The following is an 11660-nucleotide window of genomic DNA, read 5'->3' as shown; positions in this document are numbered from 1 at the left end:
AGCGTGATTTCAGCGCCGCTGGAGCCGGGTAGATTCATTTGGCGATTTTATAGATAGCGATGACATCATGACGACGTTGCTCAAGCACCATTGCTGGCGAGGCCTCTTGCTGGCTGCATGTTTACCCGGCGTCGCCATGGCCGCGAGCATTCAGGCGCTGAATTATTCTTCGCGCGAAGTCGACTACATCGCGGTTGAAAATCCCGGCAATCCCAACAGCGGCGGCGGTGGCGATTCGATCCGTCCATACGGGCAGGGCGGATCGATATGCTGTTTCAGCGTGCCGGAGAAGTGGCATGCGGATTTGAAGGTGGTGGTGGTCTATCAGTTGTCCCCGGACCCGACCTTTCATCGCGAGACGGTCAGCATTCCACCGTATCCGGATGGGAAGGGAGGTGATATCTGGCTGATTGTCTATGAAGATGGCAGCGTGGGAGCCGTGGCGTCACATTACGGACCGAGCCGGCCGGAGTGGCCGGGAAAAATCAAGGGGTATCCGGTACCGACGAAGGAGTATCAGGCACAGCGTCGTAAGGCAAAAATAGAATTGGAAAGAAAATGGTTAGATACTATGGAAAAAGGATTGGAACGTAATAGTAATAAGATGACGGCCACTGAAATTGATGAATTAAAGGATGTAATTGAATATAAGAAGAAACTCATTCAGAGCCTTGAGGGAATGCATCCATGACTGAATTTTTTGCCGCTAGTTATTCTGCTGAAAAAATGAGTCAGCAGATTCATCTAAGTTTTTTGATGACGAGACAGAACTGAAAATATTAGGTGATTTAGTCAAAAAAGGGAATTTCCCACCCCAGGCTTTCCCCTAGATGCGATGCGAATCCAATTTTTGGTTTCTTTTTTGACGGCACCAACAATAATATGGAACGGGATGTGCCGTTTCACTCGCACAGCAATGTGGCGCGCTTGTATCGTGCATTTCCTGGCGATGAAGATACGCATGGCAGTGACGTTTGGCAATGCAAACTGGATGCGCAACTGACCGTTAGCAATGGCGCCAAGGTACGCGCGCTGAGTCTTGGCATTGATGCATAGGGATGAAATCATGAATACCTTACTCAAGCACCATTGCTGGCGAGGCCTCTTGCTGGCTGCATGTTTACCCGGCGTCGCCATGGCCGCGAGCATTCAGGCGCTGAATTATTCTTCGCGCGAAGTCGACTACATCGCGGTTGAAAATCCCGGCAATACCAACAGCGGCGGCGGTGGCGATTCGATCCGTCCATACGGGCAGGGCGGATCGATATGCTGTTTCAGCGTGCCGGAGAAGTGGCATGCGGATTTGAAGGTGGTGGTGGTCTATCAGTTGTCCCCGGACCCGACCTTTCATCGCGAGACGGTCAGCATTCCACCGTATCCGGATGGGAAGGGAGGTGATATCTGGCTGATTGTCTATGAAGATGGCAGCGTGGGAGCCGTGGTGTCGCTTTACGGACCGAGCCGGCCGGAGTGGCCGGGAAAAATCAAGGGGTATCCGGTGCCGACGAAGGAGTATCGGGATGAACGCCGCAAGGATAAACTAAAGAGAGAGAGAAATACACTCGATTTTTTGGAAAAAAGATTGTTGCGTGATTTTCATACCTTGTCAGGCGAAAAGATAAAAGAAAAAAAAGAAATTATTGATTTTCAAAAAAAAATTGTCCAGAGTTTAGAGGGGGATGTGCGATGACAGATTTTTTAGCCGAAAGCTATTCTGTTGATAAAGCTGATCCATCTGACAAGGACCATTTTTTTTGACGGAATTAATGAAAAGGATGAAATTATAGAACTTATGAAGAAGCGTGAGTGCCCACTTCCCGGATTCCCTTCCCCATGTGATGTCAATCTGTTTTTCAGCCTCTTCTTCGACGGCACCAACAATAATATGGAGCAAGATGTGGCGTTTCACTCGCACAGCAATGTGGCGCGCTTGTATCGTGCATTTCCTGGCGATGAAGATACGCATGGCAGTGACGTTTGGCTATGAAAACTGGATACGCAACTGAACGTTAGTAAGGGCGTCAAGGCACGCGCGCTGATTCTTGGCCATTTATGCATAGGAATATAACCATGAATACGTTACTCAAGAGCCAACTATGGCGAGGTCTTTTGCTGGCCGCATGCTTACCCGGTATCGCCATGGCCGCGAGCATTCAGGCGCTGAATTATTCTTCGCGCGAAGTCGATTACATCGCGGTTGAAAATCCTGGCAATACCAACAGCGGCGGCGGTGGCGATTCGATCCGTCCATACGGGCAGGGCGGATCGATATGCTGTTTCAGCGTGCCGGAAAAGTGGCATGCGGATTTGAAGGTGGTGGTGGTCTATCAGTTCTCCCCAGACCCGACCCTGCATCGCGAAACGGTCAGTGTTCCGCCGTATCCGGATGGGAAGGGAGGTGATATCTGGCTGATTGTCTATGAAGATGGCAGCGTGGGCGCCGTGGTGTCGCTTTACGGACCGAGCAGGCCGGAGTGGCCGGGAAAAATCAAGGGGTATCCGGTACCGACGAAGGAGTATCGGGATGAGCGTCGAAAGGAAAAGATAAAAAGAGAAAAGGCTTGGTTGAACGCTATGGAGAAGGGTTTGACAGAGGATACTAGTGCGTTGTCAAATGATCAGATTATTGGTATTAAAGATTCAATTGAGCGAAAGAAAAGTCTTATAAAATATCTTGAGGATATAAAGCCATGACGGCATTTTTTTGCTGATATTTATCCCGCTAATAAAAATGTCCCATCGTGTTTAATTCAGTTTTTTGACAGGCAAAAAGAACTGTCAAAAATTGAAAAAATTACTGAAAAAAGAGAATACCCTTCCATAGGATTTCCTCCCTCATGCGATGCGAATCTATTTTTCGGCTTCTTCTTCGACGGCACCAACAATAATATGGAGCGGGATGTGCCGTTTCACTCGCACAGCAATGTGGCGCGCTTGTATCGTGCATTTCCCGGTGGTAAAGATACGCATGGCAGTGACGTTTGGCAATGCAAACTGGATGCGCAACTGACCGTTAGCAATGGCGTCAAGGTACGCGCGCTGAGTCTTGGCATTGATGCATAGGGATGAAATCATGAATACCTTACTCAAGCACCATTGCTGGCGAGGCCTCTTGCTGGCCGCGTGTTTCCCCGGCCTCGCCATGGCCGCGAGCATCCAGGCGCTGAATTATTCTCCGCGCGAAGTCGATTACATCGCGGTTGAAAATCCTGGCAATCCCAACAGCGGCGGCGGTGGCGATTCGATCCGTCCATACGGGCAGGGCGGATCGATATGCTGTTTCAGCGTGCCGGAAAAGTGGCATGCGGAGTTGAAGGTGGTGGTGGTCTATCAGTTGTCCCCGGACCCGACCTTTCATCGCGAGACGGTCAGCATTCCACCGTATCCGGATGGGAAGGGAGGTGATATCTGGCTGATCGTCTATGAAGATGGCAGCGTGGGCGCCGTGGCGTCGCATTACGGACCGAGCCGGCCGGAGTGGCCTGGAAAAATCAAGGGGTATCCGGTGCCGACGAAGGAGTATCGGGATGAACGCCGCAAGGAAAAGATAAAAAGAGAAAAGGCTGTTCTACATTCTATGGAGAATGCATTAGATGGCGATGTGAGCGACCTAACTCCTGTAGAGTTGATGAGATTGAAGGGGGCAATTGAATATAGTAAAAAGCTTATTAATTTTCTTGAGGAAAATGATAAATGACTGCTTTTTTTGGTTGATATTTATCCAGTCATAAAAAATGACCCTTCTGATTTCATTGCTTTTTTAATGCGAAAAATGAAAAACAAGTTCTTAGCGGTTTTGCAATGGATCGTGAGTGCCCACTTCCAGGTTTCCCTTCGTCATGTGATGTCAATCTGTTTTTCGACTTCTTTTTCGACGGCACCAATAATAATATGAAACGGGATATGGCATTTCATTCTCATAGCAATGTGGCGCGCTTGTATCGTGCATTTCCCGGTGGTAAAGATACGCATGGCAGTGACGTTTGGCAATGCAAACTGGATGCGCAACTGACCGTTAGCAATGGCGCCAAGGTACGCGCTCTGAGTCTTGGCATTGATGCATAGGGATGAAATCATGAATACCTTACTCAAGAGGCAACTATGGGGAGGCCTCTTGCTGGCCGCGTGTTTACCCGGCATCGCCATGGCCGCGAGCATTCAGGCGCTGAATTATTCTCCGCGCGAAGTCGATTACATCGCGGTTGAAAATCCCGGCAATCCCAACAGTGGCGGCGGTGGCGATTCGATCCGTCCATACGGGCAGGGCGGATCGATATGCTGTTTCAGCGTGCCGGAAAAGTGGCATGCGGATTTGAAGGTGGTGGTGGTCTATCAGTTGTCCCCGGATCCGACCTTTCATCGCGAGACGGTCAGTGTTCCACCGTATCCGGATGGGAAGGGAGGTGATATCTGGCTGATCGTCTATGAAGATGGCAGCGTGGGTGCCGTGGCGTCGCTTTACGGACCGAGCCGGCCGGAGTGGCCGGGAAAAATCAAGGGGTATCCGGTGCCGACGAAGGAGTATCGGGATGAGCGTCGCAGACAAAAATTGAAGAGGGAAAAAGCGACCTTACTTACGTTGGAAAGGGTGTTGTTACGTGACATCAATATTTTGTCAGTTGAAGATATAAAGGAGACTCAAGAAATTATTGAATTCCAAAGAAAACTCATCCAAAGTCTGGAAGGAAACCCATGACTGCTTTTTTAGCTGAAAGCTATTCTGTTGACAAAATTAATCCATCTGACAAGGACCGTTTTTTTGACGGAACTGTTGAGATGAAAGAAGTTGTGAAATTAATACGCCTTGATGCCTGTCGCGCAAAGCAGAGGCTCCAGCGAGGCTGGAGCCGATGGGGGGATCAGCCGATGAAGGAGTCGAACTGCATGTCGAATTCCTGCAGCGCCTTCTGCGCGTTCTGCATCTTCTTGCGGAACTCCGGTCCCCGTTGCAGGGCCAGGCCCACGGCCAGTACGTCGATCACCACCAGGTAGGCCAGGCGGGCGGAAATCGGGGTGTAGGGGTCGGTGTTGAAGACCAGATCGATCGGGATCAGGACGGTCGCCAGGTCGGCCAGCGGCGTGCCGGATGGGGCCAGAACGACGACGTCGGCGCCGCCGCGGCGCGCCAGTTTCACGGAGCGGACCAAGGCGGGGCTGTTGCCGCGCTGCGAGATCGCCACCAGGCAGTCGCCGCCGCGCAGCAGGGCTGCGGCGATGCTGTGGATGTTCGGGTCGCTGTAAGCCACCGTCGGCACGCCCGAGCGGAAGAACTTGTGCTGCGCGTCGGCCGCCACGATGCCCGACGTGCCCTGGCCATAGAATTCGATCTTGCTGGCGCGCGACAGGATGTCGAGCGCGCGCTGGATCGCTTCCGGGTTCAGATTGTTGCGCAGGTCGAGCAGGGTGTTGATCGAGCGGCTGCAGATTTTATTCACCAGGTCGGCAGCCAGGTCGTCCTGCGCCGGTTGCTCGTTCGCGCCCGGCATGGCCAGGGCCAGGCCCTGCGCCAGCTTCAGCTTGAATTCATGCCAGCCGTCGTAGCCCAGGGTGCGGCAAAAGCGCACCACGGTCGGTTCCGACACCTGCGCGCTTTTCGCCAGCGCCGTGATGTTCTGGCTGACCGTCTGGTTAGGCTGGTCAAGCACGGCCAAGGCGACCTTCTTCTCCGACTTGGAGAGCGAATCGAGCTGGGTGCGGATGGAATCAAGCAGCATTAAATTAGTCTTCTGTTTTCGGGAAGCGGTGAAGCAGGGGTTTCGCGGAGCACCGCTCCGCGCCTGCGTAACGGCCTGTCCATGCATGGGCAGGCTCCTTGCGTTGCCAAACTAGTCTTCTGGCAGGGGGGAGCAGGGGTTTCGTGGAGCACCGCTCCACGCCTGCGTAACGGTCTGGCCTTGCAAGGCCAGACTCCTTGCGCTTCCAAACTAGTCTTCAGGAAGCGCCTCTTCACGCCACTGCAAGCCATCGCGGCCGATCAGGGCGCTGGCGGCCGCGGGGCCCCAGGTGCCGGCCGTGTAGGGAATCGGCGCGCTGTCGTTCTGTTCCCAGTTGTCGAGAATCGGTTCGACCCATTCCCACGCCGCTTCCAGTTCGTCGCCGCGCATGAACAGGGTCAGCTGGCCGCGCAGGACGTCGAGCAGCAGGCGCTCGTAGGCATCCATGCGCGGGGTCTTGAACGATTCGCGGAAATCGAGTTCCAGTTCCGCCGGTTTCAGACGCATGCCGTCGCCCGGGGTTTTCGCCATCAGGTTCATGCGCAAGCCTTCGTCCGGCTGCAAGCGGATCACCAGACAGTTCGGCTGGAAGCTGGACGTCGGCTGGTTGAAGATCGAGTGCGGAATCTGCTTGAAGCGCACGACGATCTCGGCCAGGCTGTCGGCCATGCGCTTGCCCGTGCGCAGGTAGAACGGCACGCCGGCCCAGCGCCAGGTGTCGATTTCCGCCTTCAGCGCAACGAAGGTTTCGGTGCGCGAGTGTTCCGGCGCGTCCGGCTCGTCGCGGTAGCTCGGCACGGTGGCGCCATCGACGTGGCCGGCGCGGTACTGGCCGCGCACGATGTTCTGCGCCAGGGTAGTGGGCGTGAATTTTTTCAGCGAGCGCAACACTTGCAGTTTTTCATCGCGCACGGCGTCCGGCGCGATCGAGGTCGGCGGCTCCATGGCGACGATGCACAGCAGTTGCAGCAAGTGGTTTTGCAGCATGTCGCGCAGCGCGCCCGAGGTGTCGTAGTAACCCATGCGGTTGCCCACGCCCAGCTTTTCGGCGATGGTGATCTGCACGTCGGAAATCCATTCGCGGCGCCACAGCGGTTCGAACAGGATGTTGCCGAAGCGCAGGGCCAGCAAGTTCTGCACGGTTTCCTTGCCCAGGTAATGGTCGATGCGGTAGATCTGCGATTCCTGGAAGACCTTGCCCACTTCGGCATTGATCTGCTTGGCGCTGGCCAGGTCGCGGCCCAGCGGCTTTTCCAGGACCACGCGCGAATTCGGCGTCACCAGGCCGTTGTCTTCCAGATTGTCGCAGATGAGGGCGAACAAATGCGGCGGCGTCGCCAGGTAGTACACGCGCGTCAGGTCGGCATCGCCGCGCAGCGCTTCGACCAGCGGCGCGTACGTGGCCGCATCGCTGGCGTTGAGCGACACATACACGATGCGCGCGCAGAACTTGCTCCAGGTGGCGGCATTCAGGGTGCTGGCCTTGATGTGGGGACGCGAGTTGGTCTCTACCATTTTCAGGAAAGCATCCTGGCCGCTGTCCTGGCGGCCCACACAGATGATGCGCGCCGTCGGCGGCAAATCGTTCGCGACGTCGCGCGCATACATTGCAGGCAACAACTTGCGCATTGCTAAATCGCCGCTGCCGCCAAACAGGACCAGGTCAAAATCGGTAAGTGCCATAAGTGAGTGTCGTCGCAAAAGTAAAAGGGCCGGAGCGGGGAGGAAGCCGACCGGAAGTGCCAGTCTGTCGCTACTATAATCGATGGTGTAAATTTACTACGTAGAACAGGCAATTGCAAGAAATTTTACTACATTCCCTCCGCTGCCGTCGCCATTTTGCCCGGTATGCATGCCAGCGATGCCGGCATGGCCATTATATGCCGTTCACCGGCGCCGGCGCAGCGTCCTGCTTTGCATTGGCTTTTCAAAGCAACCATGGTTGCCAGGGAAATTTTCGATTCTCTCCATCATCATTTGCGCTGTAGCAACAAGCAAATCAAGAAATACTGTCAGGATCGCTGTTGGCAGCGTAAAGTAGCTTTGAAGAAAGTAAAAAACCGTATAATTCAAGCTCGAATCGATAGCAACTATTGGTTGTAAGAAATTGTACGATATACACTGCACCGCTAGCGCCGGCCATGCCCCGAACCCGCCATCCGACGTCCATGCGACGTGCAGTCCGCACTGTCCGCAGCATCAGGGCAGGCGACTTAACTTTACAAGACGGCTCAAGGGGACACAATGAATTCAATGCAGCAAGATGTCGATGAACGCACCAGCCTGACAGGCAATAATAAATTCGAACTGTTCCTGTTCAAGCTGGGCACCAGTGATCACTCGACCAGCCGCGAACTATTCGGCATCAATGTGTTCAAAGTCCGTGAAATTATGGAAATGCCGGCCATCACGGCCGTAGCCGGTTCGCACCCCCACATGCTGGGTGTGGTCAACATCCGTGGCCAGATCGTGCCCGTGATCGACTTGCCGATGGCGGTCGGCTGCAAGAGTAATGGTTTGAAGATCCTGATGGTGACCGAATTTGCCCGCTCGACACAGGCGTTTGCCGTGGAAGAGGTCGATGAAATCGTGCGCCTGGAATGGAATCAGGTGCTGTCGGCCGAATCGAGCGTCGGCGGCGGCCTCGTCACCAGCATCGCGCGCCTCGATGGCGACACGGACAAGACGCGTCTGGCCCAAGTGCTTGATGTGGAACAAATCCTGCGCAACGTGCTGCCGTCGGGTGACCCGGATGTGGACGAGAACAGCATCGGCCCGCAAGTGCGCTTGCCGGCCGGCGCCGTGATCCTCGCGGCCGACGATTCCTCGCTGGCCCGCTCGCTGATCGAGAAGGGCCTCGAAGCGATGGGCGTGCCTTTCATCATGACCAAGACGGGCAAGGAAGCGTGGGAGCGCCTGCAGGCGATCTCGGCCCAGGCCGCCACGGAAGGCAAGACGGCGAAAGACAAGGTCGCGCTGGTGCTGACCGACCTGGAAATGCCGGAAATGGATGGCTTTACCCTGACGCGCAACATCAAGAACGATGGCCGCTTCGCCAACATCCCTGTGGTGATCCACTCGTCGCTGACGGGCTCTACCAACGAAGACCACGTCAAGGGCGTGGGCGCCGATGGTTATGTCGCCAAGTTTGTGGCGGCTGAACTGGCGGAGACGATCCGTAAAGTGCTGGCGCGCTGATTTGCGCGCTCGCATGTGAAAAAGCGCCGGTACCCGCGAGGGTCCGGCGCTTTTTTTATGCGGGCAAACGATTACGCCTGATACAGGTGTTCCGGCTGGCCTGCCACGTCCACGCGCACGGACAGCACGTGGCCGCTCAAAGGGTGGCTGGCAATTTCCTCGGCCGAGCGGTTATGGCTGGCGCTGGTGATGTACAGGGTGCGCAGGTCCGGGCCGCCAAACGTCACCATGGTGGGGCAGCGCACGGGCACGGCGATTTCGCCCAGCAGATGGCCATCGGGGGCGAAGCGCAAGATCTTGCCGCCTTCAAACATGGCCGACCAGTAATTGCCTTCGCTGTCGACGGCCGCGCCGTCGGGACGCCCGCCGTAATCAAAGGCTTTCTTGTCCGTGGAAAAACGCTGGAATGGTTGCGGCGCGGAAATGGCTCCACTCGCCGCGTCGAAATCGAAGCGGTCGATGCGGTGCGTGGTGGTATCAGAGTGGTACATGGTGCGCTTGTCCGGGGAAAATCCCAGGCCATTCGATACGGTCATGCCGCCCGACCAGACCTTGCGCACATGGCCCTTTTCCAGCACGAACATTTCTGCCGCATCGGCGTTGCGCGGCTCGAAAATCGTGCCGACCCAGAAGCGTCCGGCAGGGTCGACCTTGCCATCGTTGAAGCGCGTGGTGGCCATGTCGAACGGCGCCGGGGCGATTTCCGCCAGGCTGCCCGTCTTCGTGTCGAGGTGGGCAAAGCCGCTGCGCAAGGCCACGACCAGGCCGCCGCCCGCGTTGATGGCCAGCGCCGACGGTTCCGTCGGCATGCTCCACTGTTCATGCTTGCCGCTGGCGGGGTGCAAGCGGTGCACGGCGCGGCCATCGATGTCGACCCAGTACAGGGCCGCTTCCTTGCCATGCCATAGCGGGCATTCGCCCACTTGCATGGCTTTGTCGCTGACTACTTTGATCTCGTAAATATTCATAAACCTCAATTAAGTTAATACGCCGCCTTGGCGGCTTTCGCCAGGGCAATCAAGCCATTGGTCGAGCTGTCGTGATGGTCGGGACGGGCTTCGCCCGTCAGTTCGGCCTGGATTTTCTTGGCCAGCACCTTGCCCAGTTCCACGCCCCACTGATCAAAACTGTTGACATTCCACAAGACGCCCTGCACGAAGGTCTTGTGTTCGTACAGCGCGATCAGGGCGCCCAGGGTGGTCGGGGTCAGCTGGTCCATCAAAATGGTGTTGCTGGGGCGGTTGCCGGGGAACGTCTTGTGCGGCACCAGCGCTTCGATCTCGCTGTCCGGCAAGCCTTGCGCCTGCAAGTCCTGGCGCACTTCCTCACCCGTCTTGCCCTTCATGAAGGCTTCCGACTGGGCGAAGCAGTTTGCCAGCAGGGCGTCGTGATGGCCCGGCAAATCGTGCGTGGCGCGCAGGGCGGCGATGAAGTCGATGGGCGTGATGTCGGTGCCCTGGTGCAGCAGCTGGAAATACGCGTGCTGCGCATTCGTGCCGCAATCGCCCCAGATGACGGGGCCGGTCGGTACGTCGACGGGCACGCCATCCTTGGTGACGCGCTTGCCGTTGCTTTCCATGTCCAACTGTTGCAGATAGGCAGCAAAGCGGCTCAAGTCCTGGTGGTAAGGCGCGATGGAAACGGAGCCGCAATCGAGGAACTGGCGGTTCCAGAAACCCACCATGGCCAGCACCACGGGCATGTTCTGCTCCAGCGGGGCCTGGCGGAAGTGTTGATCCATCGCATGCGCGCCGGCGAGGAAATCGCTGAAGTATTCAAAGCCGACGGACAGTGCCACGGCCAGGCCGATCGACGACCAGACGGAATAGCGGCCGCCGACCCAGTCCCAGAACGGGAACATGTTGTCCGGCGAAATGCCGAAGTCGACGATGGCTTGCGTGTTGGTCGAGACGGCCACAAAATGCTTGGCCAAGTCGCTTTCTTCGCCTTCGAGCAGGAACCAGGCGCGCGCCGTGTTGGCGTTGAGCATGGTTTCAGCCGTAACGAAGGTTTTCGACGCGACGATGAACAGCGTCGTTTCCGGGTCGACTTTCGACAGGGTTGCTTCCATGTCGTGCCCGTCGACGTTGGAAACAAAGTGCATTTCCAGGCCCGGGTTGGCGTAGGAGCGCAGCGCCAGGCACGCCATTTTCGGGCCCAGGTCCGAGCCGCCGATGCCGATGTTGACGATGTCGCAAATCGGCTTGCCCGTGTAGCCGAGCCAGCTGCCATTGCGCACCTTGTCCGTAAACGCCTTGACGCGTTGCAGCACATCTTGCACGTCGGCATCGATATCCTGGCCATCGACCACCAGCTTCGTGCCGCGTGGCGCGCGCAAGGCGGTATGCAGAACGGCCCGATGTTCGGTAAGATTGATTTTCTCGCCAGTGAACATGGCTTCGCGCTGCGCTTCCACGCCGCGTTCGCGGGCCAGTTCCATCAGCAGGCCCATGGCGGTGGCGTCGACCCGGTTCTTCGAGTAATCGAGCAGCAGGCCGGCCGCATCCACCGTCATGCTGGCAAAGCGCGCGGGGTCGGCCGCGAACAGCTGGCGCAGATGCACGTCGCGCAGGCTGGCGCTGTGCGCTTGCAGGGACTGGAAACTGGCGGTGGCGGTGATGGCAGGAGTAGGTGCTGGCTGGCGCATGGCGGTCGGCTTGGGTGCTTGTCTCGGTTGAAAGGAGCGCGGCGCGTTCGGGGTGGCGAACTGCGGATCCGGCGTTGATGTGAGAATAATACATCAGAAAA

The 11660-nt window shown here is 56.6% G+C and carries 14 protein-coding genes; 7 read left to right on the top strand and 7 right to left on the bottom strand.

Features of this window, described 5'->3' with window-relative positions; genetic code table 11:
* Nucleotides 1-67: 67 nt before the first annotated feature.
* Nucleotides 68-691: a DUF3304 domain-containing protein gene (locus tag O0879_RS12980; RefSeq protein ID WP_289916809.1), complete on the top strand. Its 624-nt coding sequence runs from the start codon at nt 68-70 to the stop codon at nt 689-691.
* Between the two features lie 101 nt (nt 692-792).
* Here O0879_RS12980 and O0879_RS12975 read toward each other — a convergent pair whose 3' ends face one another.
* On the bottom strand, nt 793-1068 hold the full coding sequence (locus O0879_RS12975) for a hypothetical protein (protein ID WP_289916808.1): 276 nt from the start codon (nt 1066-1068) through the stop codon (nt 793-795).
* Here O0879_RS12975 and O0879_RS12970 point away from each other — a divergent pair.
* From O0879_RS12970 to O0879_RS12960, 3 genes are all read left to right on the top strand, one after another.
* Nucleotides 1067-1690, top strand: a complete 624-nt coding sequence (locus tag O0879_RS12970; protein WP_289916806.1) for a DUF3304 domain-containing protein — start codon at nt 1067-1069, stop codon at nt 1688-1690. The two genes, O0879_RS12975 and O0879_RS12970, sit on opposite strands and share 2 nt — an antisense overlap.
* 27 nt (nt 1691-1717) lie before the next feature.
* Nucleotides 1718-1987, top strand: coding sequence for a DUF2235 domain-containing protein (locus O0879_RS12965; protein ID WP_289916805.1), 270 nt, complete (start codon nt 1718-1720; stop codon nt 1985-1987).
* A gap of 83 nt (nt 1988-2070) precedes the next feature.
* Nucleotides 2071-2694 carry a DUF3304 domain-containing protein gene (locus tag O0879_RS12960; RefSeq protein ID WP_289916803.1) on the top strand — a complete coding sequence of 208 codons (624 nt, stop codon included), beginning with the start codon at nt 2071-2073 and terminating at the stop codon, nt 2692-2694.
* A gap of 156 nt (nt 2695-2850) precedes the next feature.
* On the opposite strand, the gene O0879_RS12955 is transcribed toward O0879_RS12960, so the two are convergent.
* Nucleotides 2851-3075 carry a hypothetical protein gene (locus tag O0879_RS12955; RefSeq protein ID WP_289916800.1) on the bottom strand — a complete coding sequence of 75 codons (225 nt, stop codon included), beginning with the start codon at nt 3073-3075 and terminating at the stop codon, nt 2851-2853.
* Here O0879_RS12955 and O0879_RS12950 point away from each other — a divergent pair.
* Complete coding sequence (locus O0879_RS12950) at nt 3074-3697, top strand: DUF3304 domain-containing protein (RefSeq protein WP_289916796.1); 624 nt, start codon at nt 3074-3076, stop codon at nt 3695-3697. The two genes, O0879_RS12955 and O0879_RS12950, sit on opposite strands and share 2 nt — an antisense overlap.
* A 140-nt stretch (nt 3698-3837) precedes the next feature.
* On the opposite strand, the gene O0879_RS12945 is transcribed toward O0879_RS12950, so the two are convergent.
* A complete protein-coding gene (locus tag O0879_RS12945) occupies nt 3838-4077 on the bottom strand; it encodes a hypothetical protein (RefSeq protein ID WP_289916794.1) in 240 nt (79 codons plus the stop codon).
* Here O0879_RS12945 and O0879_RS12940 point away from each other — a divergent pair.
* On the top strand, nt 4076-4696 hold the full coding sequence (locus O0879_RS12940) for a DUF3304 domain-containing protein (protein WP_289916792.1): 621 nt from the start codon (nt 4076-4078) through the stop codon (nt 4694-4696). The genes O0879_RS12945 and O0879_RS12940 overlap by 2 nt on opposite strands.
* A 163-nt stretch (nt 4697-4859) precedes the next feature.
* Here the strand turns inward: O0879_RS12940 and O0879_RS12935 are convergent, their stop codons facing one another.
* A complete protein-coding gene (locus tag O0879_RS12935; RefSeq protein WP_034750862.1) occupies nt 4860-5714 on the bottom strand; it encodes an SIS domain-containing protein in 855 nt (284 codons plus the stop codon).
* A gap of 210 nt (nt 5715-5924) precedes the next feature.
* Nucleotides 5925-7397: a glucose-6-phosphate dehydrogenase gene (zwf, locus tag O0879_RS12930; RefSeq protein WP_034750861.1), complete on the bottom strand. Its 1473-nt coding sequence runs from the start codon at nt 7395-7397 to the stop codon at nt 5925-5927.
* 561 nt (nt 7398-7958) lie between these two features.
* Between zwf and O0879_RS12925 the strand changes: the two genes are divergently transcribed.
* Entirely contained in the window at nt 7959-8912 is a 954-nt protein-coding gene (locus O0879_RS12925) for a chemotaxis protein (protein WP_070281275.1), read from the top strand.
* Between the two features lie 71 nt (nt 8913-8983).
* Here the strand turns inward: O0879_RS12925 and O0879_RS12920 are convergent, their stop codons facing one another.
* Together O0879_RS12920 and pgi are read right to left on the bottom strand one after the other, a co-directional pair.
* Nucleotides 8984-9880, bottom strand: coding sequence for an SMP-30/gluconolactonase/LRE family protein (locus tag O0879_RS12920; protein ID WP_289916790.1), 897 nt, complete (start codon nt 9878-9880; stop codon nt 8984-8986).
* Between the two features lie 14 nt (nt 9881-9894).
* A complete protein-coding gene (pgi, locus tag O0879_RS12915; protein WP_289916789.1) occupies nt 9895-11559 on the bottom strand; it encodes a glucose-6-phosphate isomerase in 1665 nt (554 codons plus the stop codon).
* Nucleotides 11560-11660 lie beyond the last annotated feature (101 nt).

Source organism: Janthinobacterium sp. SUN120 (assembly GCF_030397735.1).
Classification (GTDB): domain Bacteria; phylum Pseudomonadota; class Gammaproteobacteria; order Burkholderiales; family Burkholderiaceae_D; genus Janthinobacterium; species Janthinobacterium kumbetense.
The sequence above is the reverse complement of the archived record's forward strand: the minus strand, read 5'-3'. Positions and strand labels throughout refer to the sequence as shown.

Coding starts and splice junctions, on each gene's coding strand:
- O0879_RS12925 (WP_070281275.1), top strand. CDS start 7,959: ATGAATTCAATGCAGCAAGATGTCGATGAACGCACCAGCCTGACAGGC.
- O0879_RS12920 (WP_289916790.1), bottom strand. CDS start 9,880: ATGAATATTTACGAGATCAAAGTAGTCAGCGACAAAGCCATGCAAGTG.
- O0879_RS12940 (WP_289916792.1), top strand. CDS start 4,076: ATGAATACCTTACTCAAGAGGCAACTATGGGGAGGCCTCTTGCTGGCC.
- O0879_RS12935 (WP_034750862.1), bottom strand. CDS start 5,714: ATGCTGCTTGATTCCATCCGCACCCAGCTCGATTCGCTCTCCAAGTCG.
- O0879_RS12975 (WP_289916808.1), bottom strand. CDS start 1,068: ATGATTTCATCCCTATGCATCAATGCCAAGACTCAGCGCGCGTACCTT.
- O0879_RS12955 (WP_289916800.1), bottom strand. CDS start 3,075: ATGATTTCATCCCTATGCATCAATGCCAAGACTCAGCGCGCGTACCTT.
- zwf (WP_034750861.1), bottom strand. CDS start 7,397: ATGGCACTTACCGATTTTGACCTGGTCCTGTTTGGCGGCAGCGGCGAT.
- O0879_RS12960 (WP_289916803.1), top strand. CDS start 2,071: ATGAATACGTTACTCAAGAGCCAACTATGGCGAGGTCTTTTGCTGGCC.
- O0879_RS12980 (WP_289916809.1), top strand. CDS start 68: ATGACGACGTTGCTCAAGCACCATTGCTGGCGAGGCCTCTTGCTGGCT.
- O0879_RS12945 (WP_289916794.1), bottom strand. CDS start 4,077: ATGATTTCATCCCTATGCATCAATGCCAAGACTCAGAGCGCGTACCTT.
- O0879_RS12950 (WP_289916796.1), top strand. CDS start 3,074: ATGAATACCTTACTCAAGCACCATTGCTGGCGAGGCCTCTTGCTGGCC.
- pgi (WP_289916789.1), bottom strand. CDS start 11,559: ATGCGCCAGCCAGCACCTACTCCTGCCATCACCGCCACCGCCAGTTTC.
- O0879_RS12970 (WP_289916806.1), top strand. CDS start 1,067: ATGAATACCTTACTCAAGCACCATTGCTGGCGAGGCCTCTTGCTGGCT.